The following is a 19,720-nucleotide window of genomic DNA, read 5'->3' as shown; positions in this document are numbered from 1 at the left end:
GCGGCCAGCGGGCCCGGAACGCACCGAGCCCCCGGCGCGGACGCCGGGGGCTCGGTGGCTGTGAAGTTGTCTGTTAAATGTTGCTACTTCGTCAGGTCCGGACCGGACGAGGCGACCGCGGCCGGGGTGTCCGCGACGGCCGACTTCTCCTCCCCGCGGAAGGTGAACTTGGCGTCCTTGCCCTCGCCCTCGACGTCCACGACGACGATGTGGCCGGCCCGCAGCTCGCCGAAGAGGATCTTCTCGGAGAGGTGGTCCTCGATCTCGCGCTGGATGGTGCGGCGCAGCGGACGGGCTCCGAGGATCGGGTCGTAGCCGCGCTTGGCCAGCAGCTTCTTGGCCTCGACACCGAGCTCCAGGCCCATGTCCTTGTCCTTGAGCCGCTCGTCCACCTTGGCGATCATCAGGTCGACGATCTGGATGATGTCGTCCTCGGACAGCTGGTGGAACACCACGATGTCGTCGACGCGGTTCAGGAACTCGGGGCGGAAGTGCTGCTTGAGCTCCTCGCCGACCTTCGCCTTCATCCGCTCGTACCCGGTCTGGGTGTCACCCGTGGCCGCGAAGCCCAGGTTGAAGCCCTTGGAGATGTCCCGGGTGCCGAGGTTGGTCGTCATGATGATGACGGTGTTCTTGAAGTCGACCACGCGGCCCTGGGAGTCGGTCAGGCGACCGTCCTCCAGGATCTGCAGCAGCGAGTTGAAGATGTCCGGGTGGGCCTTCTCGACCTCGTCGAAGAGGACGACCGAGAACGGCTTGCGGCGGACCTTCTCGGTCAGCTGGCCGCCCTCCTCGTAGCCCACGTAGCCGGGGGGCGAACCGAAGAGCCGGGAGACGGTGTGCTTCTCGGAGAACTCGGACATGTCGAGCGCGATCAGCGCGTCCTCGTCGCCGAAGAGGAACTCGGCGAGCGTCTTGGACAGCTCGGTCTTACCGACGCCGGACGGGCCGGCGAAGATGAACGAGCCGCCGGGACGCTTCGGGTCCTTGAGGCCCGCGCGGGTGCGCCGGATGGCCTGGGAGAGCGCCTTGATGGCGTCCTTCTGGCCGATGACGCGCTTGTGCAGCTCGTCCTCCATGCGCAGCAGGCGCGAGGTCTCCTCCTCGGTCAGCTTGAAGACCGGGATGCCGGTGGCGGTGGCCAGGACCTCGGCGATGAGCTCCTCGTTCACCTCCGCGACGACGTCCATGTCGCCGGCCTTCCACTCCTTCTCGCGCTTGGCCTTGGCCTGCAGGAGCTGCTTCTCGTCGTCGCGCAGGGACGCGGCCTTCTCGAAGTCCTGCGCGTCGATCGCGCTCTCCTTCTCGCGGCGCACGTCGGCGATCTTCTCGTCGAACTCGCGCAGGTCCGGCGGCGCGGTCATCCGGCGGATGCGCATCCGGGAACCGGCCTCGTCGATCAGGTCGATCGCCTTGTCCGGCAGGAAGCGGTCCGAGATGTAGCGGTCGGCCAGGGTGGCGGCGGCGACCAGCGCGGCGTCCGTGATGGAGACCCGGTGGTGGGCCTCGTAGCGGTCGCGCAGACCCTTGAGGATCTCGATGGTGTGCGGCAGCGACGGCTCGGCGACCTGGATCGGCTGGAAGCGGCGCTCCAGCGCGGCGTCCTTCTCCAGGTGCTTGCGGTACTCGTCCAGGGTGGTGGCACCGATGGTCTGCAGCTCGCCGCGGGCCAGCATCGGCTTGAGGATGCTGGCGGCGTCGATGGCGCCCTCGGCGGCGCCCGCGCCGACCAGGGTGTGCAGCTCGTCGATGAACAGGATGATGTCGCCGCGGGTGCGGATCTCCTTGAGCACCTTCTTCAGGCGCTCCTCGAAGTCACCGCGGTAGCGCGAGCCGGCCACCAGCGCGCCCAGGTCCAGCGTGTAGAGCTGCTTGTCCTTGAGCGTCTCGGGAACCTCGCCCTTGACGATGGCCTGCGCCAGGCCCTCGACGACGGCGGTCTTGCCGACGCCGGGCTCGCCGATCAGGACGGGGTTGTTCTTGGTGCGGCGGGACAGCACCTGCATGACCCGCTCGATCTCCTTCTCGCGCCCGATCACCGGGTCGAGCTTGGCCTCGCGGGCGGCCTGGGTGAGGTTGCGGCCGAACTGGTCCAGGACCAGCGAGGTCGACGGGGTGCCCTCGGCGGGCCCGCCGGCCGTGGCCGACTCCTTGCCGCCGCTCGTCTGGTAACCGGAGAGCAGCTGGATGACCTGCTGGCGCACCCGGTTGAGGTCGGCACCCAGCTTGACCAGGACCTGGGCGGCGACGCCCTCGCCCTCGCGGATCAGGCCGAGCAGGATGTGCTCGGTGCCGATGTAGTTGTGGCCGAGCTGCAGGGCCTCCCGGAGCGACAGCTCCAGGACCTTCTTCGCCCGGGGGGTGAAGGGAATGTGACCGGACGGGGCCTGCTGGCCCTGGCCGATGATCTCCTCGACCTGCTGGCGAACGGCCTCAAGAGAAATCCCGAGGCTCTCCAGGGCCTTGGCGGCGACGCCCTCGCCCTCGTGGATCAGACCCAGGAGGATGTGCTCGGTGCCGATGTAGTTGTGGTTGAGCATCCGGGCTTCTTCCTGAGCCAGGACGACAACCCGCCGCGCGCGGTCGGTGAACCTCTCGAACATCGTTTATCGCTCCTCAGAGCGGTCGGGCAGTTCGGGGTCGGTCCCCGCCCTGTCCTTCCGCATGCTAGTCCCGCTCAGCGGCGCGGCCCACGGATTCACTCCCCGGTACGGGAGCGAGATGCTGCGCGACCAGCCGACACCAATCCCAACCTGATGTTGGGAAACGGTGTTCCCACAGGTGGCCCGGATGCACCGGATACCGCTACGCCATCGGCGAACAAGAGCCGCCGGGGCGGAGCCGGACCGTCCCCGGCCGGTCGCACATACTGCCCCTGGACGGGTCGGAGAACCCGTCCACCTGCATTCATACCCGGTATCGGGGCGGTTCTCGCGCAGTTTCCGCGGTGGCGGTGTTCGCCTGGCGAGAAGTCGGGCCGCGGTGACGGTGGTTCAGTGCCCGCCGCGTCGACCGGTACGCCATCGGTGGTGTCGGCGTTACCGCTTCGCTCCTACAGCGTTGCACAGCTCGTGATTGTTCCGCCGCCCCGGCCCACGCCCCGGACGCCCCCCGGCGCCGGTGGCGCGCAGGCCCTCCGGGCGCGCGCCGCGGGGCGCGGAGGAGATTCCTCCGCGCCCCGCGCGTGTGTCGTCGGCGCCGTGCGCGGCCGCCGGGGCCCCGCACCCGCTCCGGCGTGCCGGCGGCGCCGGGATCAGGAGGCGTTGGCCTTGTCGTAGGCCTCGCGGACCGTGCTCGGCACCCGGCCGCGGTCGTTGACCTCCATGCCCTGCTCCTTGGCCCACGCGCGGATCTTCGCGGTGTCGGGCGCACCCCCGCCGGTGGGGCGCGGCGCCGTGCCGCGGCCCGGGCGACGTGCCCCGGCGAGCCGGCCGCTCTGCTTGCGGCCCTTCTCGACGTACGGCGCCAGCAGACCGCGGAGCTTGTCCGCGTTGGCGCTCTTCAGGTCGATCTCGTAGGCAACGCCGTCGAGCGCGAACGTCACCGTCTCGTCCGCCGAACCGCCGTCGAGATCGTCTTCAAGAATGACCTGCACCCTCTGTGCCACGGGCTTCCCTTTCCGCTAAACGACCCATTGCCTAAGGAAAGGAAAGCGCCTTTCTCCGGAAAACACAAACCCTTGACCGGCGCGGAGCCGCTCAGAGGTGGAGCAGCATGCGTGAGTTGCCCAGTGTGTTGGGCTTCACGCGCTCGAGGTCAAGGAACTCCGCGACACCTTCATCGTACGAGCGGAGAAGTTCTTCATAGACATCCGTAGCGATCGCCGCCGGGTCTGTCGTACCATCATCGGTTTCCTGAACCTCGCCGATCTCGACGAAACCGTGTTTCGCGAAGAAGGGGACCTCGAACGTCAAGCAGAAAATCCGACGGACGCCGAGCCAGCGGGCGGTCTGCACCAGCTTCTCCAACAGCAGGTGTCCGACCCCGAAGCCCCGGCAGGACGGGTCGACCGCGAGCGTGCGGACCTCGGCCAGGTCCTCCCACATCACGTGGAGTGCTCCGCACGCCACCACCGTGCCGTCGTCGTCGCGTTCCGCGACCCAGAACTCCTGGACGGATTCGAACAGCGTGACCGTGGGCTTGTCCAGCAGAATCCCGTCGCGCGAGTAGGCGTCGACGAGCCCGCGCACGGCCCGCACGTCGGTTGTCCGCGCACGGCGGATGGTGACCTCCATGCCGGGACGTTATCGCGTCGGCCCCGGCCCGGTCTCCCCGGTATCGGCTCCGGGCGGCGGCGGGGAATCCGCCGGGGCCGGATCGGACGGGAACAGTGCGGCCACCCGCAAGGCGTCCCGCAGCGCCTCGCGCTGCTCGGGCGACATCAGGCCGAAGAAGTGCACCAGGGCCGCGGCCGGATTGTCGCCGGTGGCCCAGGCGTCGTTCATCAGCGCCGCGGTGTAGGCCTCGCGGGAGGAGACCGGCTCATATCGATAGGCCCGGCCCACCCGCTCGCGGCGCAGCCAGCCCTTTCTGTGGAGCTTGTCCAGGACGGTCATCACCGTGGTGTACGCGATTTCGCGTTCCGACTGCAGATCCAGGAGAACCTCGCGAACCGTCACCGGTCGGTTCCACCGCCACACCCGGGTCATGATGGCGTTCTCAAGTTCGCCGAGTTGCCGGACCATAGTGCGGCCAGGATAGGGAGTGAATGGGGCAAATCTTGTGAAGTGCGCCAAACCGGCGCGCCGCCACCCCGGAATCGGGAATGGCGGCGCGCCGGTCGTTCGGGCGGCTGACCCCGTCGGTCGCGGGTGCGCCGGCGGGTCAGTCGAGGTCTTCCTTGGCCTTCTGGGCCCCGCCCTGCGAGCGGACGATGGCCCGCACCAGGAAGCCGAAGCCGATCGCCATGACCAGCGGCGGCACGATCGCGCTGACGTAGTCCATCAGGTCACTCCTCCTCGGTCTTCTCCGCCGTCGCGGCGGATGCCTTCGGCTCCGGCTTCACCAGCGGGAAGAGCACCGTCTCCCGGATGTTCTTGCCGGTCAGCAGCATGATCAGGCGGTCCACCCCGAGGCCGAGGCCACCGGTCGGCGGCATCGCGTACTCCAGCGCCCGCAGGAAGTCCTCGTCGACCTGCATGGCCTCGACGTCGCCGCCGGCGGCCAGCAGGGACTGCGCGGTCAGCCGGGCGCGCTGCTCGACCGGGTCGACCAGCTCGGAGTAGGCGGTGCCGATCTCGGTGCCGAAGATCACCAGGTCCCACTTCTCGGCCACGCCCGGGACGGAGCGGTGCTGGCGGGTGAGCGGGGAGACCTCGGTCGGGTAGTCCTTGATGAAGGTCGGCCGGACGGCGTTCTCCTCCAGCAGGCGCTCGACCATCTCCAGCACGATCTGCCCGTGGCCCCAGTCCTTCTCGAACGGGATGCCGTGCTCGGTGGCGAGCTTGCGCAGCTCCTCGACGCCGGTGTCGGGGGTGACCTCGGCGCCCAGGCGGGCGGAGATGCCCGGGTAGACGGAGACCTCCTCCCACGGCTCGGCCAGGTCGATCTCGTGCTCCACGCCGTGCGCGTCGACGCCCTTGATCACCGTGGTGCCCAGCGCGTCCCGGGCCGCGTTGACGATCGTCGCGCGGATCAGCTCGGCCTGGGTGTCGTAGTCGCCGTAGGCCTCGTACGACTCCAGCGAGGTGAACTCCGGGTTGTGGGTGGAGTCCGCGCCCTCGTTGCGGAAGTTGCGGTTGATCTCGAAGACCTTCTCGGCGCCGCCGACCACGAGCCGCTTGAGGTACAGCTCGGGGGCGATGCGCATGTACAGGTCGATGTCGTACGCGTTGATGTGCGTCTTGAACGGACGCGCGTTGGCGCCGCCGTGCACCGGCTGCAGCATCGGGGTCTCGACCTCGATGTAGCCGCGGTCCTCGTAGGTGCGGCGGATCGAGCGGACCACCTTGCTGCGCAGGTGCAGGATCTCGCGGGCCTCGGGGTTGACGATCAGGTCGACGTACCGCTGGCGGACCCGGGCCTCCGGGTCGGTCAGGCCCTTGTGCTTGTCCGGCAGCGGGCGCAGGCACTTGGCGGTGAGCTCCCAGCGGTCCACCATCACCGACAGCTCGCCGCGCTTGGAGGTGATCACCTCGCCCTCGACGCCCACCTGGTCGCCGAGGTCGATGTCGGCCTTCCAGGCCGCCAGCCGCTCCGGGCCGAGCTTGTCCAGGGAGAACATCACCTGGAGGTCGCCGGTGCCGTCGCGCAGGGTGGCGAAGCAGAGCTTGCCGCCGGTGCGGGAGAGGATCACGCGACCGGTGACGCCGGCCCGCTCACCGGTCGCGGTGTCCGGCTCCAGGTCGGGGTGCTTGGCGCGCAGGTCCGCGATGGTGGTGGTGCGGGGGAAGCCGACCGGGTAGGGGTCGATGCCGGCGGCCCGGAGCCGGTCCAGCTTCTCGCGCCGGACGCGCATCTGCTCGGGAAGGTCGTCGGTCGCGGGGATTGGGCTCTGATCGCTCACCCCACAAGGGTAGCCAGCCACACACGGTGCTCCGCCACGGGATACGGGTGAGGGGGGGCCGCGTCGGCGGCCCCCCTCGGTGCTCCGGCCGGCTCAGCCGGTGCCGGTGGCGAGCTCGATCTCCTCGGGGCCGGCCGGGGCGGGCGGCGCGGCCGGCGCGGGGTGGGCCGGGGGCTTGGGACGGCGGCCGAAGAGCTCGGCCGGGGTCGGCATCCGGTGCGGCCGGGCCGGGGCGGTCTGGGGGGCGGTGGGCCGCTCGGCGGGGGAGTCGGTGCTGCTCATCGTGATCCGTCCTCCAACAGGGGTGGGGAGACTGCTCGGGGGTGCGGCGGGGCTCGGTACGGCGACGAGGTGGCGGGGCTGCCCGGCGGTGAGGGCGAGCCGTTCGCGGACGGCGGCCTCGGCGAGTGCGTGGCAGCGGCCGGCCAGCCGGGAGCGGCGGGCGCGTTCGTGGTGGCCGCAGGGCTGGCGGGTCAGTCCGCGCAGCGCGGTGAGGTCCTCGGGGCCGGGGAGGTAGCCGTCGGTGACGGCCTCCTCCAGGCGTTCCAGGTAGCCGGGTGCGCTGCCGGGCAGGGCGGCCCGGTAGCGCCCGAGGTCGGCGAGCAGGAAGGCGCGCAGCCGGCCGCCCTCCTGGACGGCCTCGTCGATCGCCTCGGTTAGGCGCAGCGCGTCCTGGACGTCCTCCGCCCACAGTTCGGCGCCGGGTCCGGAGAACGCCGGGTGGCCGGGGCCTTGGAGGTGGACGGGGGCGGCGGGGTGCAGGGCTTGGGCGAGGGCGCGGCGCAGCACGCGGACTTCGTCGGCGCTGAAGGCCATGCCGCCGCGCGATCCGTGTGGCGTAGGCATGGGCTGACACTACGTGAGGAATATCCGATTTGTCGGTAACGTCGCGCCGGACACCCCGTGGTCGGGCCCGACGGGCCGCGCCGGGCCCGCGCCCTAGCTGGGCCGGTTGCGTTCGTAGACGAGCCGCAGGCCGATCAGGGTGAGCCAGGGCTCGTGCACGTCGATGGTGGTGGCCTCGCCGAGGACCAGCGGGGCCAGCCCGCCGGTGGCGATCACCTGGACGTCGTCCGGGTCCTTGGAGAGCTCCCGGGCCATCCGCTCGACCAGCCCGTCCACCTGGCCGGCGAAGCCGTACAGGATCCCGGACTGCATGCCCTCGACGGTGTTCTTCCCGATCACGTTGCGCGGCCGCGCCAGCTCGATCTTGCGCAGCTGGGCGCCGCGGACGCCCAGCGCCTCCACCGAGATCTCGATGCCGGGGGCGATCGCGCCGCCCACGTAGTCGCCCCGGGCGTTGACGGCGTCGAACGTCGTCGCCGTGCCGAAGTCGACCACGATGCACGGGCCGCCGTACAGGTGGTTGGCGGCCAGCGCGTTCACGATCCGGTCGGCGCCGACCTCCTTGGGGTTGTCCATCAGGACGTGCACCCCGGTCTTCACGCCGGGCTCCACGATCACCGCGGGGACGTCGCCGTAGTAGCGGCGGGTCACCTCGCGGAGCTCGTGGAGCACGGCGGGGACGGACGAGCAGATCGCCAGCCCCTCCACCGAGGCCTCCCGGACCGCGGTGTGGTTGCCCATCAACCCCTGCAGCAGCACCGCCAGTTCATCGGCCGTGCGGCGCGGATCGGTGGAGATCCGCCAGTGTTCGACCACTTCCTCGCCGTCGAACAGGCCGAGCGTGGTCTGGGTGTTGCCGACGTCGATGGTGAGGAGCATGTGGCGCTTTCTGCGAGTCGGGGCGGAGGTCAGGCGCGCAGGTCCAGGCCGATGTCCAGGATCGGCGAGGAGTGGGTGAGCGCGCCCACGGCCAGGTAGTCGACACCAGTCTGGGCGACCTCGCGCGCCGTGGCCAGGGTCAGTCCGCCGGAGGACTCCAGCTTGGCCCGGCCGGCCACCAGCTCGACGGCCTCCTTCAGCTGCGGGACGGAGAAGTTGTCCAGCAGGATCAGGTCGGCCCCGGCCTCCAGCACCGGCGGGATCTGCTCCAGGGTGTCGACCTCGACCTCGACCGGCAGGTCGGGGTAGGCGGCCCGGACGGCCCGGAAGGCCTCGGCCACGCCGCCGGCCGCGACCACGTGGTTGTCCTTCACCAGGGCGGCGTCGGACAGCGCCATCCGGTGGTTGGCGCCGCCGCCGCAGCGGACCGCGAACTTCTCCAGCGCGCGCAGCCCCGGAGTGGTCTTGCGGGTGTCCCGGACGACCGCGCCGGTGCCCTCCAGGGCGTCCGTCCAGGCCCGGGTCGCGGTGGCGATGCCGGACAGGTGGCAGAGCAGGTTGAGCGCGCTGCGCTCGGCGGTCAGCAGGTCGCGGGTGCGCGAGCGGACGGAGAGCAGCACCTGGCCGGCCTCGACCCGGTCGCCGTCCTGGACGTGCCGCTCGACCTCGAACTCCTCCTCGCAGACCAGCGAGACGACGGCCTCGGCGATCCGCAGGCCGGCCACCACGCCCGCCTCGCGGGCGGTGAAGTCGGCGGTGGCGACGGCCTCGGCGGGCACGGTGGCCACCGAGGTGACGTCCTCGCCGCCGGCCAGGTCCTCGGCCAGCGCCAGGGTGGCGATGTCCTCGACCTCGATCGGGTCCAGCCCGGCCTCCTCCAGCAGCTCGGCGAGCTGCGGGTCCAGGCCGGTCTCGTAGCCCTCGCCGTCCCCGCAGGCGCAGCCGTCGCCGCAGCCGCCCTGGGCGTCGGCCAGGGGGAGGTCCTCGTGGGAGTGGGTCATGGTTCTACTGCTCCTCAGGGGTGCTGACGGGGTCGCCGGAGGCGGTGAGGGTGGTGATCAGGTGGCGCCGCCAGTGGGCGTCGTCGCGCTCGGGGAAGTCCTCGCGCCAGTGGCAGCCGCGGGTCTCCCGGCGCTGCGCGGCGGCCGCGACCAGGGCGGTGGCGACCAGCAGGAGGTTGGCGGCCTCCCAGGTCTCCACCCGCGGGTCGGCGGGCTTCTCCTCGGCGACGTGCGCGTAGGCCTGCTCGGCGAGCAGGGTGAGCCCGGCCGCGGCGTCGGCCATCGACGCGGCCGAGCGCAGCACGCCCGCGCCGCGCGACATCAGCCGCTGGATCTCGGCCCGGGCCTCGGACGGGGGCAGCGGCACCGGGTGCGCGGCGCGCGCCGCGGCGACGTCCACCGAGCGCTCGGGCAGCCCGCCGGCCCGGTGCCGGGCGGTCAGGTCGGCGGCGATCGCCTCGGCGAACACCAGGCCCTCCAGCAGCGAGTTGGACGCCAGCCGGTTGGCGCCGTGCACCCCGGTGCAGGCGACCTCGCCGCAGGCGTAGAGCCCGGGGACGCTGGTGCGGCCCCGCGGATCGGTGCGGATGCCGCCGGAGGCGTAGTGGGCGGCCGGGGCGACCGGGATCGGCTCGGTGACCGGGTCGATGCCGTGCGCCCGGCAGGAGGCCAGGATGGTCGGGAAGCGCTGCTCCCACATCTCGGCACCGAAGTGCCGCCCGTCCAGGTACATGTGCTCGGCGCCCTGCTCCTGCATGCGCCGGGTGATCGCCTTGGCGACGATGTCGCGGGGGGCGAGCTCGGCCAGCTCGTGCTGCCCGAGCATGAAGCGGACGCCGTCCGCGTCCACCAGGTGGGCGCCCTCGCCGCGGACCGCCTCGGAGACCAGCGGCTGCTGGCCCTCGGCCTCCGGGCCCAGCCAGAGCACCGTCGGGTGGAACTGGACGAACTCCAGGTCGGTGACGGCGGCCCCGGCCCGCAGGGCGAGCGCCACGCCGTCCCCGGTGGAGACCGTCGGGTTGGTGGTGGCCGAGAAGACCTGGCCCATGCCGCCGGTGGCGAGCACCACCGCGCGGGCCCGGACGGCGCCGACGCCGTCGCGCTGCCCCTCGCCCATCACGTGCAGGGTGAGGCCGGCGGCGTGGCCGTCGGCGTCGGTGAGCAGGTCGAGGACGAGCGCGTGCTCGATCAGCTCGATGCCCGGGTCGCTGCGGACGGCCTCGACCAGCGCGCGGGATATCTCGGCGCCGGTGGCGTCGCCGCCGGCGTGCGCGATCCGGCGGCGGTGGTGGCCGCCCTCGCGGGTGAGCAGGATCTCGCCGTCGGCGCCGCGGTCGAAGGCGGCGCCGACCGCGATCAGCCGGCGGACGGCGTCCGGGCCCTCGGTGACGAGGGTGCGGACGGCCTCCTCGTCGCAGATCCCGGCGCCGGCCACCAGCGTGTCGTCCAGGTGCTGCTCGGGGGTGTCACCCTCGCCCAGGGCGGCCGCGATGCCGCCCTGGGCCCAGCGGGTGGAGCCGTCGTCCAGCATCGCCTTGGTGACCACCATGGCCCGCAGGCCGGCCTTGCGGACGTTGAGGGCGACGGTGAGGCCGGCTACGCCGGAGCCGACCACGACCACGTCGGTGGTGGCGGTCCAGCCCGGGGCCGGGGCGGTGAGGCGGTGCGTGGCGGACATGGCGTCAGTGGCTCCTTCAGCGCGCGGCGGTCGGGGCCGCGCCGTTGCCGTCACCGTACGCCCGGTCGCCGCGGAGCAGTCCGCTGCCCTCCGGGGTCTCGGCCGGGTCGCCGCCCAGGCCGGTGATCCGGTTCCGCTCGTCCACGAAGACGATCTTCGGCTCGTAGCCCTTGGCCTCGGCCGTGTCCATCTGCCCGTAGGCGATGAGTATGACCAGGTCGCCGGGGTGGACCAGGCGGGCGGCGGCGCCGTTGATGCCGATCACGCCGGTGCCGCGCGGGCCGGCGATGGTGTACGTCTCCAGCCGGGCGCCGTTGTCGATGTCGACGATGTGGACCAGCTCGCCGGGGAGCAGGTCGGCGGCGTCGAGCAGGTCCTCGTCCACCGTGACCGAGCCGACGTAGTGCAGGTCGGCCTGGGTCACGGTGGCCCGGTGGATCTTGGACTTGAGCATGGTGCGGAGCATGGGGTCACGCCTCCTGTGAGTGCATGCCTGAGGGGGTACTGCTGCTTACCGGACGATGATGCGGACGTTGTCGATCAGGCGGGTCGAGCCCACCTTCGCGGCGACGGCCAGCACCGCCTCGCCCTGGAAGTCGTCCGCCGCCTCGGTGAAGTCGTGCGGGTCGATCAGGGCGAGGTAGTCAAGGGTGACACCCTCCGCGCCGTCCAGGACGGCGGAGGCGGCCTCGCGGACGGCCTTCGGGCCCTGCGCGGCCACGTCGCGGCCGGCGAACAGCGCCCCGGAGAGCGCCAGGGCGCGGGTGCGCTCCTCCTCCGAGAGGTAGCGGTTGCGCGAGGACAGCGCCAGGCCGTCCTCGGCGCGGGCGGTCGGCACGCCGACGACCTCGACGTCGAAGTCCAGGTCGGCGACCATCCGCTGGATGACCGCGAGCTGCTGGGCGTCCTTCTCGCCGAAGAACGCGAAGTCCGGGTCGGTGATGTGCAGCAGCTTGGCGACGACGGTCAGCACCCCGTCGAAGTGGCCCGGGCGGGTGGCGCCCTCGTAGCGCTCGCCCATCGGGCCGGCCGTCAGGCGCACCTGCGGCTCGCCGTTCGGGTACACCTCGTCGACGGAGGGCGCGAACACCACGTCGGCGCCGTTCTCCTCGGCCAGCCGCACGTCCGCCTCCAGGGTGCGCGGGTAGCGCTCCAGGTCCTCGCCGGCGCCGAACTGCAGCGGGTTGACGAAGACCGTCACCGCGACCCGGCCCTCCCGGCCGACCTGCTTGCGGGCGGCCCGGACCAGGGCGGCGTGCCCCTCGTGCAGCGCGCCCATGGTCATCACGACGGCGTTGTCGACCGGCTGCTCGTCCGGCCAGAACGCGGCCTCGAAGTCGTCCACGGTGTGCGTGACGACGGCCCGGTGGACCTTCGGCTCCCGCTGGGACCTGCCGGGCTGCTTGCCGCGTGCCATCAGTGCTTCTCCTCGTTCAGTACGTCCAGCAGCGCCGTCGCCGACGCCTCGTCGATCGTCCCGTGGGCGAGCGCCCGCTGGGCGGTGGCCCGGGCCATCGCCCGGTAGGCCGCCGGGATGTCCGGGGACACCGTACTGAGCTGCGCCAGGTGGCGCCGCACGGTGCCCGCGTCGCCCCGCGCGACCGGGCCGGTGAGGGCCGCGTCGCCGGAGCGCAGGCTGTTGTCCAGGGCGGCGCCCAGCAGCGGGCCGAGCAGCCGGCCGGGCTCGGCGACGCCGGCGGTGCGCAGCAGCTCCATCGCCTGCGAGACCAGTGTGACCAGGTGGTTCGCGCCGTGGGCGAGGGCCGTGTGGTAGAGCGGGCGGACCTGCTCGGGCACCCACTCGGGCTCGCCGCCCATCTCGACCACCAGTGCCTCGGCGACCGGCCGCAGCTCCTCGGGGGCGGTGACCCCGAACGGGCAGCCGGCCAGCCGGTCCAGGTCGACGGAGGTGCCGGTGAAGGTCATCGCGGGGTGCAGCGCGAGCGGCAGCGCCCCGGCCCGGGTGGCGGGCTCCAGGATGCCCACGCCGTGCGCGCCGGAGGTGTGCACCACCAGCTGCCCGGGGCGGACGGCACCGGTGGCGGCCAGGCCGGCCACCAGGTCGGCCAGCGCGTCGTCCGGGACGGTCAGCAGCACCAGGTCCGCCGCGGCCAGCACCTGCGGCGGGGTGACCACCCGCACCCCCGGCAGCAGCGCCTCCGCGCGGCGCCGCGAGGTGGCGGACACCCCCGAGGCGGCGACCACGGTGTGCCCGGCCAGCTGCAGGGCGGCGCCCAGGGCCGGTCCCACCCGCCCGGTGCCGACCACGCCGACGGCGAGGCGGGCCGGGCGGTTGCCCGGATCGGCCGGATCGCCGAAGCCGTCGGCGAGCGGGGCGAACCCGGCGAAGTCGTCCGACCCGTTCATGCGCCACCTCGCTGCGCTCGGCCGGGGCATCCGCCGACGCGCACTTCGTCCACAGCGGGCTCGCTCCGCTCGCCCACAGCCTGCCCTGGTTCCTCGACTGATCGTTCCGGTCCTCTTCGGGTACCGGACGCACCGGCCCATTCTACGGGCGGGCGGCGGGGTCTCAGTCGGCTGCGCCGGCCCGGATCAGCCCCGCCTCGTACGCGAGCACCACGGCCTGGACCCGGTCGCGCAGGCCGAGCTTGGCCAGGATCCGGCCGACGTGGGTCTTCACCGTCGCCTCGGAGAGCACCAGCCGGGCGGCGATCTCGCCGTTCGACAGGCCCTGCGCGACCAGCAGGAACACCTCCCGCTCGCGCTCGGTCAGCGGCCCCAGCACGTCCGAGCCGGGCGAGCTCTGCGGGGTGGGCAGCACCTCGGCGAAGCGGTCGATCATGCGGCGGGTGGTGGTCGGGGCGACCACCGCGTCCCCGCCGTGCACCGCGCGGATCGCGGCCACCAGCTCGGTCGGCGGGACGTCCTTCAGCAGGAAGCCGCTGGCGCCGGCCTTGAGCGCGGCGAAGGCGTACTCGTCCAGGTCGAAGGTGGTCAGGATGAGCACGTGCGGGGCGTCCGGCAGCGGGCTCCCGTCCTCGGCGAGGCAGATCCGGCGGGTGGTCTGCACACCGTCCAGGCGCGGCATCCGGACGTCCATCAGGATCACGTCCACCTGCGTGTGCCGCAGCCGTTCGAGGGCCTGGGCGCCGTCACCGGCCTCGGCGGCGATCTCGATGTCGCCCTGCGACTGCAGGATCATCCGGAAGCCGGTGCGCAACAGCTCCTGGTCGTCGACGAGCATCACGCGGATGGTCAAGGTGGCTCCTTCGGGGGCGTCGGGGCGACGGGGGACTCAGTGTGCCGCCTTCAGGGGGAGGACGGCGCGGATCCGGAAGCCGCCGCCGGGGCGGGGGCCCACGTCGAGGCGGCCGCTGACCATGCCGACCCGTTCGCGCATGCCGATCAGGCCGTGGCCGAGGCCGTCGGTGCCGCCGGCGGTGAGCTGCTCGTCGGTGCTGCCGCGGCCGTCGTCCTCGACCAGGACGGCGAGCTCCCGCTCGCCGAAGTCGACCGCGACCCGGGCGTGCACGTCCGGGCCGCCGTGCTTGCGGACGTTGGTCAGCGCCTCCTGGACGATCCGGTAGACCGTCAGCTCGACGCCGCGCGGCAGCTCGCGGGGGTGACCGGAGGTCGCGTAGTCCACCTGCAGCCCCGCCGTGCGGACCTGCTCCAGCAGCTCCGGCAGCTCCTCGACCCCGGGCTGCGGCACGTACTCCTCGGCGGTGTCCGCGGTCCGCAGCACGCCCAGCAGCCGGCGCATCTCGACCAGCGCCTGCCGGCCGGTGGACGCGATGGTGCCGAGCGCCTCCTTGGCCTGCTGCGGGGAGTTGTCGAGCACGTACGCGGCGCCGTCGGCCTGCACGATCATCACCGAGACGTTGTGGGCGACCACGTCGTGCAGCTCGCGGGCGATCCGGGCGCGCTCGGCGGCGACCGCCACCTTGGCCTGGGCGTCCCGCTCGCGCTCCAGCCGGGCCGCGCGGTCCTCCAGCTCGGTCAGGTAGGCGCGGCGCACCCGGGTCAGCCGGCCCCAGGCCCAGCAGAGGATGAACGGCGTGCTCATCAGCAGCATGATCAGCAGGGCCTGGCCGGGGGAGTACTCCCGGGTGACCGCGTCGCCGGCGTGGTCCAGCTCCGTCTTCATCGGGTGCAGCTGCCAGAACACCAGCGGACCGCTGGCGACACCGGCGGCCAGCGCCAGCCGGGACGTCCACTTCTGGCCGAAGGCGGCGCCGGTGTAGGCGAACACCAGGTAGGCGATCGAGGAGGCGGCCGGATCGACGTCGGCGGCCACCTGGCCGAGACCGAGGCCGGCGGCGGCCGCCACCGTCACGTCGGGGAAGCGCCGGCGGAAGACCATCAGCGCGGGCAGCAGCACCGCGACCAGGATCTGCGCGTCGAAGCGCCAGCCGTCGGGGAAGTTGTCGTTCGGCAGCAGGCCGAAGAACAGCACGACCGCAGCCCAGGCGGCGTCGACCACCATGGGGTGACGGCGGAGCCAGGCGTTGAGTCGATGCACGTCTCCAGCGTAGGCAGTCACGCGGTGTGCCCAGGTCCGCCGGTAGGGCGATCCGTCCTACTCCGTAGGTCGGAGACGCACGGGTGCCGATGGGCAGGGGTGCCCGGCGGCCGGGTAGCGTCCCGGCCCATGACTTGGATGCGGTGGGCGCCCGCCATGGAACAGGCCCTGTACGACCCGGACGGCGGCTTCTACCGCAGGCCGGAGGGCCCCGCCGGGCACTTCCGCACCTCGGTGCACGCCTCGGAACTGTTCGCCCGCGCGGTGGCACGGCTGCTGCTGGAGGTTGACGAGGCCCTCGGTCGTCCGGAGGAGCTGGCCCTGGTCGACGTCGGGGCCGGACGCGGCGAACTGCTCGCCGGCGTGCTGGCCGAACTGCCCGGCGAGGTGCTCGCGCGGCTGCGCCCGTACGGTGTGGAGCTCGCGGACCGCCCGGCCGGGCTGCCGGACGCGGTCCGCTGGACGGACGCCGTGCCGCGCGGCCGCACCGGGCTGCTGTTCGCCAACGAGTGGCTGGACAACGTGCCGCTGGACGCCGGCGAGGTCGACGAGGACGGGGTGCTGCGCTACCGCGAGGTGGACACCGCCACCGGCGAGGAACGGCCCGGCGAGCCCGTCTCGGCGGCCGACGCCGCCTGGGCCGGGCGCTGGTGGCCCGCCCGGCAGCCGGGGGACCGCGTCGAGTTCGGCGGCCCCCGCGACGCCGCCTGGGCGCACGCCGTCGCCGGACTCGACCGCGGCCTGGCCGTCGCCGTCGACTACGCCCACACCGCTGGGCGGCGGCCCCCCTTCGGCACCCTCACCGGCTTCCGCGGCGGCCGCGAGGTGGCCCCCGTCCCGGACGGCTCCTGCGACGTCACCGCGCACGTCGCCCTCGACTCCGCCGCCGCCCCCGGCCTCCACAGCCTGTGGACGACGCAGCGCGACGCCCTCCGGGCCCTCGGCGTCAGCGGCGCCCGACCGGCACTCGCCCTCGCCTCCAGCGACCCCGTCGGGTACCTGCGGGCGCTCAGCGGCGCAGGTGAGGGCGCCGAACTGACCGACCCGGCCGGGCTCGGCGCCTTCGGCTGGCTGGCCCAGACGGTCCGCATGCCGGTACCGGAGAGCCTGCGCCCCCTGCCGGGATGGCAGACTCTGACCCCATGAGGGAGACCACGGTCGGCATCGGGGCGGGAGCCGAGAACTTCACCGGCGAGGCGGGCACCACCGACATGGTGCTCAACATCGGCCCGCAGCACCCTGCCACGCACGGCGTGCTGCGACTGCGGCTGGTGCTCGACGGCGAGCGCATCGTCACCGCGGAGCCGGTGATCGGCTACATGCACCGCGGCGCGGAGAAGCTCTTCGAGGCCCGCGACTACCGCCAGATCATCATGCTGGCCAACCGGCACGACTGGCTCTCCGCCTTCGCCAACGAACTCGGCGTCGTCCTCGGCGTCGAGCGGATGCTCGGCATGGAGGTCCCCGAGCGGGCGGTGTGGATCCGCACCCTGCTCGCCGAGCTCAACCGGGTGCTCAACCACCTGATGTTCCTCGGCTCCTACCCGCTCGAACTCGGCGGGATCACCCCGATCTTCCACGCCTTCACCGGCCGCGAGGACCTCCAGCACGTCCTGGAGGAGGCCTCCGGCGGCCGCATGCACTACATGTTCAACCGGGTCGGCGGCCTCAAGGAGGACCTCCCGGCCGGCTGGCTCGGCCGCGTCCGCACCGCCGTCGCCGTGGTCCGCTCCCAGCTGCCGGTCTTCGAGGAACTCGTCCTCGGCAACGAGATCTTCCGCGCCCGCACCGCCGGCGTCGGCGTCCTCACCAGGGCCCAGGCCGAGGCGTACGGCGTCAGCGGCCCCATCGCCCGGGCCAGCGGCCTCGACCTCGACCTGCGCCGCGACGAGCCCTACCTCGCGTACGGCTCCGACGAACTGCGGCAGGTGCTCACCGTCGTCACCCGCGAGGAGGGCGACTGCCTGGCCCGCTTCGAGTGCCTGCTGGAGCAGACCGTCAACTCCCTCGACCTCGCCGACGCCTGCCTCGACAAGCTCGCGACCCTGCCGCCCGGGCCCGTCAACCAGCGGCTGCCCAAGGTCCTCAAGGCCCCCGAGGGCAGCACCTACGCGTGGACCGAGAACCCGCTCGGGATCAACGGGTACTACCTGGTCTCGCGCGGCGACAAGACGCCGTGGCGGCTCAAGCTGCGCTCGGCGTCGTTCAACAACGTCCAGGCGCTGACCGAGCTGCTGCCGGGGACGCTGGTCGCGGACATGGTGGCGATCCTCGGGTCGATGTTCTTCGTGGTCGGGGACATCGACAAGTAGGCGGGCGGCGCGCGGGGTGGGCGCCCCTGGGGGGTGGGCGCCGTCGGGCGGGCGCCCCGGGGGCGGGCCGGTGGCCCGGTCCCTGCCGCGGGCCTGCGTCTCCCGGGTCGTGCGCCGGGCCTGCGTCTCCCGGCTCTTGCGGCAGGTCAGGCCTTCTTGGGCTTCTTCACCGGGTCCGCCGGGTGCGGGGCCACCTTGCGGTCGCCCTTGGTGGCGATCCGCTCCGCGCACAGGCCGGCCAGCACCTCGTAGGCCGCCTTGCCCATCAGCTCGGTCAGCTCGGGGCGGTAGCTGACGTACACCGGGTCCGCGCCCTGGTGCGCGGCCGGGGCGCCGGTGCACCACCAGTGCAGGTCGTGGCCGCCCGGGCCCCAGCCGCGGCGGTCGTACTCGCCGATCGACACCTGCAGGTAGCGGGTGTCGTCCGGGCGGTCGATCCAGTCGTAGGTGCGCCGGACCGGGAGCTGCCAGCAGACGTCCGGCTTGGTCTCCAGCGGCTCCCGGCCCTCCTTGAGCGCCAGCGCGTGCAGGGCGCAGCCCGCGCCGCCCGCGAAACCGGGGCTGTTCACGAAGATGCAGGCGCCGCCCACCCGGCGGGTCTGCCGGTCGCCGTCCTCGTCCAGCATGGTGACGCCGCCGTCGGACTTGATCCGCCCCTTGGCGTCGGTGCCGTGCGCGAAGTTCTCCCACAGCTCGGGCGTCAGCCGCGCCGCGTGCCCGAGGACGCGCTTCTCGTCGTCCTCGTCCGAGTAGTGCGCGCCCAGCGTGCAGCAGCCGTCCGACTCGCCGCGGCCCTCGCGGATGCCGTGGCAGCCCTGGCCGAAGACGCACGACCAGCGGGAGGTCAGCCAGGTGAGGTCGCAGCGGAAGACCTGCTCCTCGTCGTCGGGGTCGGCGAACTCGACCCAGGCGCGGGGGAAGTCGAGCGGGACCTCGTCGCGCGGGATCCCGCCGAGCGGGGTCTCACCGCCGTGCGGGGTCTCGCGGCGCAGGGTCGGCATCGCGAGGTCGACCGGCGCGGAGGAGGCCTTGGACTTCTTCTTGGACGTTTCTGCTGGTGCCACCCGGCAAGGGTAGAGCCTTCGCGGGGCCGGCGGACCGCCCGCCACCGGGGGGCTTCGCGGCGCCTCGGCCGGGCGCCGGGGTGCCGAGGGTGCCCGAGGAGGCCGGGGGGTGGCGGCCGGGGCGGCGGCGGCCGGGCGTCGGCGTCGATGACGACCTGCAGGTTCGCCGAGGGCCGGTGATCACGACTGGAGGCCCGCACCAGGCCCTCGCACTGCCGCACCCGCGGACGCGTGAACGGCTCCACCCGCACCGGCCCAGCCCACAGCGCCCCCCGGGTACCGGAGAAACGCCCTGCGCCCGACCGTCCGGAACAAGCCCTAGGATGGCGGCCAATCCGCGACGGGGAGGTACGGGGATGCCAGACGACGGGGTCACCGGCAGCGGGGATTTCGTCCTCAAGCCGTGGGAACTGCGGGGCGAGGCACGGGAGTTCGAGCGGATCGGGCGCGACTTGGCGAAGGCCGTCGGCGCTCTGGAGCGCGACCTCGCCGCCCTCGGCGCACCATGGGGCACGGATCGGCCGGGCAGCGGCTTCGCCACCGTCTACGGGCCGGCGCGCGGCGAACTCGCCGGTGGACTGCGAGGGCTGGCCGGGCGGCTGGGGCAGGTCGGTGCAGGGCTCCACACCATGGCCGACCGCACCGCGGACACCGACACCTCGGCGGCGGCGGGCTTCGGGCCCCTGGGGGCGGCGGCAACCCCGGGGTCGGCGGCGGTCGTCCCCAAGGACGTGTCGGCCTGACGGCCGGCGCTCCCCGGGCCCGGTGGGTCGTGAGCCAGGGGGGTGGGGTGCCGGTGCTCGGGCGTCCGCCGCGCTCCGTGTGCGGCGTGCGGGTGCGGCGTGCGGCGTGCGGCGGGCGGTTCGCGGCACGCGGGCCTCTTTGGGCCCGTAGGGCTCGTGAGTCTCGTAGGGCTTGTGGGTCTCGTAGGGCTTGTGGGTCTCGTAAGGCT

17 protein-coding genes and 1 pseudogene are annotated in these 19,720 nt (G+C 73.0%); 3 read left to right on the top strand and 15 right to left on the bottom strand.

Features of this window, described 5'->3' with window-relative positions; genetic code table 11:
* Window positions 1-83: 83 nt before the first annotated feature.
* The 14 genes and pseudogenes from AB0N04_RS14250 to AB0N04_RS14185 form a co-directional block, all read right to left on the bottom strand.
* Window positions 84-2,603 (bottom strand): ATP-dependent Clp protease ATP-binding subunit, encoded by a 2,520-nt coding sequence (locus tag AB0N04_RS14250; protein ID WP_360212726.1) that lies wholly within the window; start codon window positions 2,601-2,603, stop codon window positions 84-86.
* A 650-nt stretch (window positions 2,604-3,253) separates the two neighbouring features.
* Entirely contained in the window at window positions 3,254-3,607 is a 354-nt protein-coding gene (locus AB0N04_RS14245; protein WP_360212728.1) for an Lsr2 family protein, read from the bottom strand.
* A 91-nt stretch (window positions 3,608-3,698) separates the two neighbouring features.
* Window positions 3,699-4,235: an amino-acid N-acetyltransferase gene (locus AB0N04_RS14240; RefSeq protein ID WP_360212730.1), complete on the bottom strand. Its 537-nt coding sequence runs from the start codon at window positions 4,233-4,235 to the stop codon at window positions 3,699-3,701.
* Between the two features lie 9 nt (window positions 4,236-4,244).
* A complete protein-coding gene (locus tag AB0N04_RS14235) occupies window positions 4,245-4,685 on the bottom strand; it encodes a BlaI/MecI/CopY family transcriptional regulator (protein WP_360212732.1) in 441 nt (146 codons plus the stop codon).
* A gap of 263 nt (window positions 4,686-4,948) precedes the next feature.
* Window positions 4,949-6,475 (bottom strand): annotated as a pseudogene (gene lysX, locus AB0N04_RS14230) (bifunctional lysylphosphatidylglycerol synthetase/lysine--tRNA ligase LysX); the annotation flags it as partial.
* Between the two features lie 123 nt (window positions 6,476-6,598).
* The gene (locus AB0N04_RS14225) at window positions 6,599-7,351 is read right to left on the bottom strand and encodes a hypothetical protein (protein WP_360212734.1); all 753 of its coding nucleotides are present in this window, start codon (window positions 7,349-7,351) and stop codon (window positions 6,599-6,601) included.
* A 93-nt stretch (window positions 7,352-7,444) separates the two neighbouring features.
* On the bottom strand, window positions 7,445-8,230 hold the full coding sequence (locus tag AB0N04_RS14220; RefSeq protein ID WP_360212736.1) for a type III pantothenate kinase: 786 nt from the start codon (window positions 8,228-8,230) through the stop codon (window positions 7,445-7,447).
* A 29-nt stretch (window positions 8,231-8,259) separates the two neighbouring features.
* On the bottom strand, window positions 8,260-9,231 hold the full coding sequence (gene nadC / locus AB0N04_RS14215; protein ID WP_360212738.1) for a carboxylating nicotinate-nucleotide diphosphorylase: 972 nt from the start codon (window positions 9,229-9,231) through the stop codon (window positions 8,260-8,262).
* 4 nt (window positions 9,232-9,235) lie between these two features.
* The gene (locus tag AB0N04_RS14210) at window positions 9,236-10,909 is read right to left on the bottom strand and encodes an L-aspartate oxidase (protein ID WP_360212740.1); all 1,674 of its coding nucleotides are present in this window, start codon (window positions 10,907-10,909) and stop codon (window positions 9,236-9,238) included.
* Window positions 10,910-10,925: 16 nt separating this feature from the next.
* A complete protein-coding gene (gene panD, locus AB0N04_RS14205; protein WP_360212742.1) occupies window positions 10,926-11,375 on the bottom strand; it encodes an aspartate 1-decarboxylase in 450 nt (149 codons plus the stop codon).
* Window positions 11,376-11,420: 45 nt separating this feature from the next.
* Entirely contained in the window at window positions 11,421-12,326 is a 906-nt protein-coding gene (gene panC, locus AB0N04_RS14200) for a pantoate--beta-alanine ligase (RefSeq protein ID WP_360212744.1), read from the bottom strand.
* Window positions 12,326-13,276 carry a DUF2520 domain-containing protein gene (locus AB0N04_RS14195; RefSeq protein ID WP_360212746.1) on the bottom strand — a complete coding sequence of 317 codons (951 nt, stop codon included), beginning with the start codon at window positions 13,274-13,276 and terminating at the stop codon, window positions 12,326-12,328. The genes panC and AB0N04_RS14195 overlap by 1 nt, the downstream gene beginning before the upstream one ends.
* A 163-nt stretch (window positions 13,277-13,439) precedes the next feature.
* Window positions 13,440-14,129 carry a response regulator transcription factor gene (locus tag AB0N04_RS14190; protein WP_360212748.1) on the bottom strand — a complete coding sequence of 230 codons (690 nt, stop codon included), beginning with the start codon at window positions 14,127-14,129 and terminating at the stop codon, window positions 13,440-13,442.
* Window positions 14,130-14,165: 36 nt separating this feature from the next.
* Window positions 14,166-15,392, bottom strand: coding sequence for a sensor histidine kinase (locus AB0N04_RS14185; RefSeq protein WP_360212750.1), 1,227 nt, complete (start codon window positions 15,390-15,392; stop codon window positions 14,166-14,168).
* A 129-nt stretch (window positions 15,393-15,521) separates the two neighbouring features.
* Here AB0N04_RS14185 and AB0N04_RS14180 point away from each other — a divergent pair, with 129 nt between their 5' ends.
* Complete coding sequence (locus tag AB0N04_RS14180; RefSeq protein ID WP_360212752.1) at window positions 15,522-16,538, top strand: SAM-dependent methyltransferase; 1,017 nt, start codon at window positions 15,522-15,524, stop codon at window positions 16,536-16,538.
* Window positions 16,535-17,704, top strand: a complete 1,170-nt coding sequence (locus AB0N04_RS14175) for an NADH-quinone oxidoreductase subunit D (protein WP_360212754.1) — start codon at window positions 16,535-16,537, stop codon at window positions 17,702-17,704. Before AB0N04_RS14180 ends, AB0N04_RS14175 begins: the two co-directional genes overlap by 4 nt.
* 146 nt (window positions 17,705-17,850) lie before the next feature.
* Here AB0N04_RS14175 and AB0N04_RS14170 read toward each other — a convergent pair whose 3' ends face one another.
* The gene (locus AB0N04_RS14170; RefSeq protein ID WP_360212811.1) at window positions 17,851-18,705 is read right to left on the bottom strand and encodes a hypothetical protein; all 855 of its coding nucleotides are present in this window, start codon (window positions 18,703-18,705) and stop codon (window positions 17,851-17,853) included.
* A 419-nt stretch (window positions 18,706-19,124) separates the two neighbouring features.
* Between AB0N04_RS14170 and AB0N04_RS14165 the strand changes: the two genes are divergently transcribed.
* Window positions 19,125-19,511 carry a hypothetical protein gene (locus AB0N04_RS14165; protein ID WP_360212756.1) on the top strand — a complete coding sequence of 129 codons (387 nt, stop codon included), beginning with the start codon at window positions 19,125-19,127 and terminating at the stop codon, window positions 19,509-19,511.
* Window positions 19,512-19,720: the final 209 nt, after the last annotated feature.

Origin of the sequence: Kitasatospora sp. NPDC051702 (genome assembly GCF_040681575.1) — a bacterium.
GTDB lineage: Bacteria > Actinomycetota > Actinomycetes > Streptomycetales > Streptomycetaceae > Kitasatospora.
Note: the sequence above shows the minus strand (reverse complement) of the source record. Positions and strands in the feature narration are given on the sequence as shown.

Excerpts from the sequence above, each read along its gene's own strand:
- AB0N04_RS14250 (WP_360212726.1), bottom strand. The coding sequence starts at position 2,603 with ATGTTCGAGAGGTTCACCGACCGCGCGCGGCGGGTTGTCGTCCTGGCT.
- AB0N04_RS14240 (WP_360212730.1), bottom strand. The coding sequence starts at position 4,235 with ATGGAGGTCACCATCCGCCGTGCGCGGACAACCGACGTGCGGGCCGTG.
- AB0N04_RS14235 (WP_360212732.1), bottom strand. The coding sequence starts at position 4,685 with ATGGTCCGGCAACTCGGCGAACTTGAGAACGCCATCATGACCCGGGTG.
- AB0N04_RS14225 (WP_360212734.1), bottom strand. The coding sequence starts at position 7,351 with ATGCCTACGCCACACGGATCGCGCGGCGGCATGGCCTTCAGCGCCGAC.
- AB0N04_RS14220 (WP_360212736.1), bottom strand. The coding sequence starts at position 8,230 with ATGCTCCTCACCATCGACGTCGGCAACACCCAGACCACGCTCGGCCTG.
- nadC (WP_360212738.1), bottom strand. The coding sequence starts at position 9,231 with ATGACCCACTCCCACGAGGACCTCCCCCTGGCCGACGCCCAGGGCGGC.
- AB0N04_RS14210 (WP_360212740.1), bottom strand. The coding sequence starts at position 10,909 with ATGTCCGCCACGCACCGCCTCACCGCCCCGGCCCCGGGCTGGACCGCC.
- panD (WP_360212742.1), bottom strand. The coding sequence starts at position 11,375 with ATGCTCCGCACCATGCTCAAGTCCAAGATCCACCGGGCCACCGTGACC.
- panC (WP_360212744.1), bottom strand. The coding sequence starts at position 12,326 with ATGGCACGCGGCAAGCAGCCCGGCAGGTCCCAGCGGGAGCCGAAGGTC.
- AB0N04_RS14195 (WP_360212746.1), bottom strand. The coding sequence starts at position 13,276 with ATGAACGGGTCGGACGACTTCGCCGGGTTCGCCCCGCTCGCCGACGGC.
- AB0N04_RS14180 (WP_360212752.1), top strand. The coding sequence starts at position 15,522 with ATGACTTGGATGCGGTGGGCGCCCGCCATGGAACAGGCCCTGTACGAC.
- AB0N04_RS14175 (WP_360212754.1), top strand. The coding sequence starts at position 16,535 with ATGAGGGAGACCACGGTCGGCATCGGGGCGGGAGCCGAGAACTTCACC.
- AB0N04_RS14170 (WP_360212811.1), bottom strand. The coding sequence starts at position 18,705 with ATGCCGACCCTGCGCCGCGAGACCCCGCACGGCGGTGAGACCCCGCTC.
- AB0N04_RS14165 (WP_360212756.1), top strand. The coding sequence starts at position 19,125 with ATGCCAGACGACGGGGTCACCGGCAGCGGGGATTTCGTCCTCAAGCCG.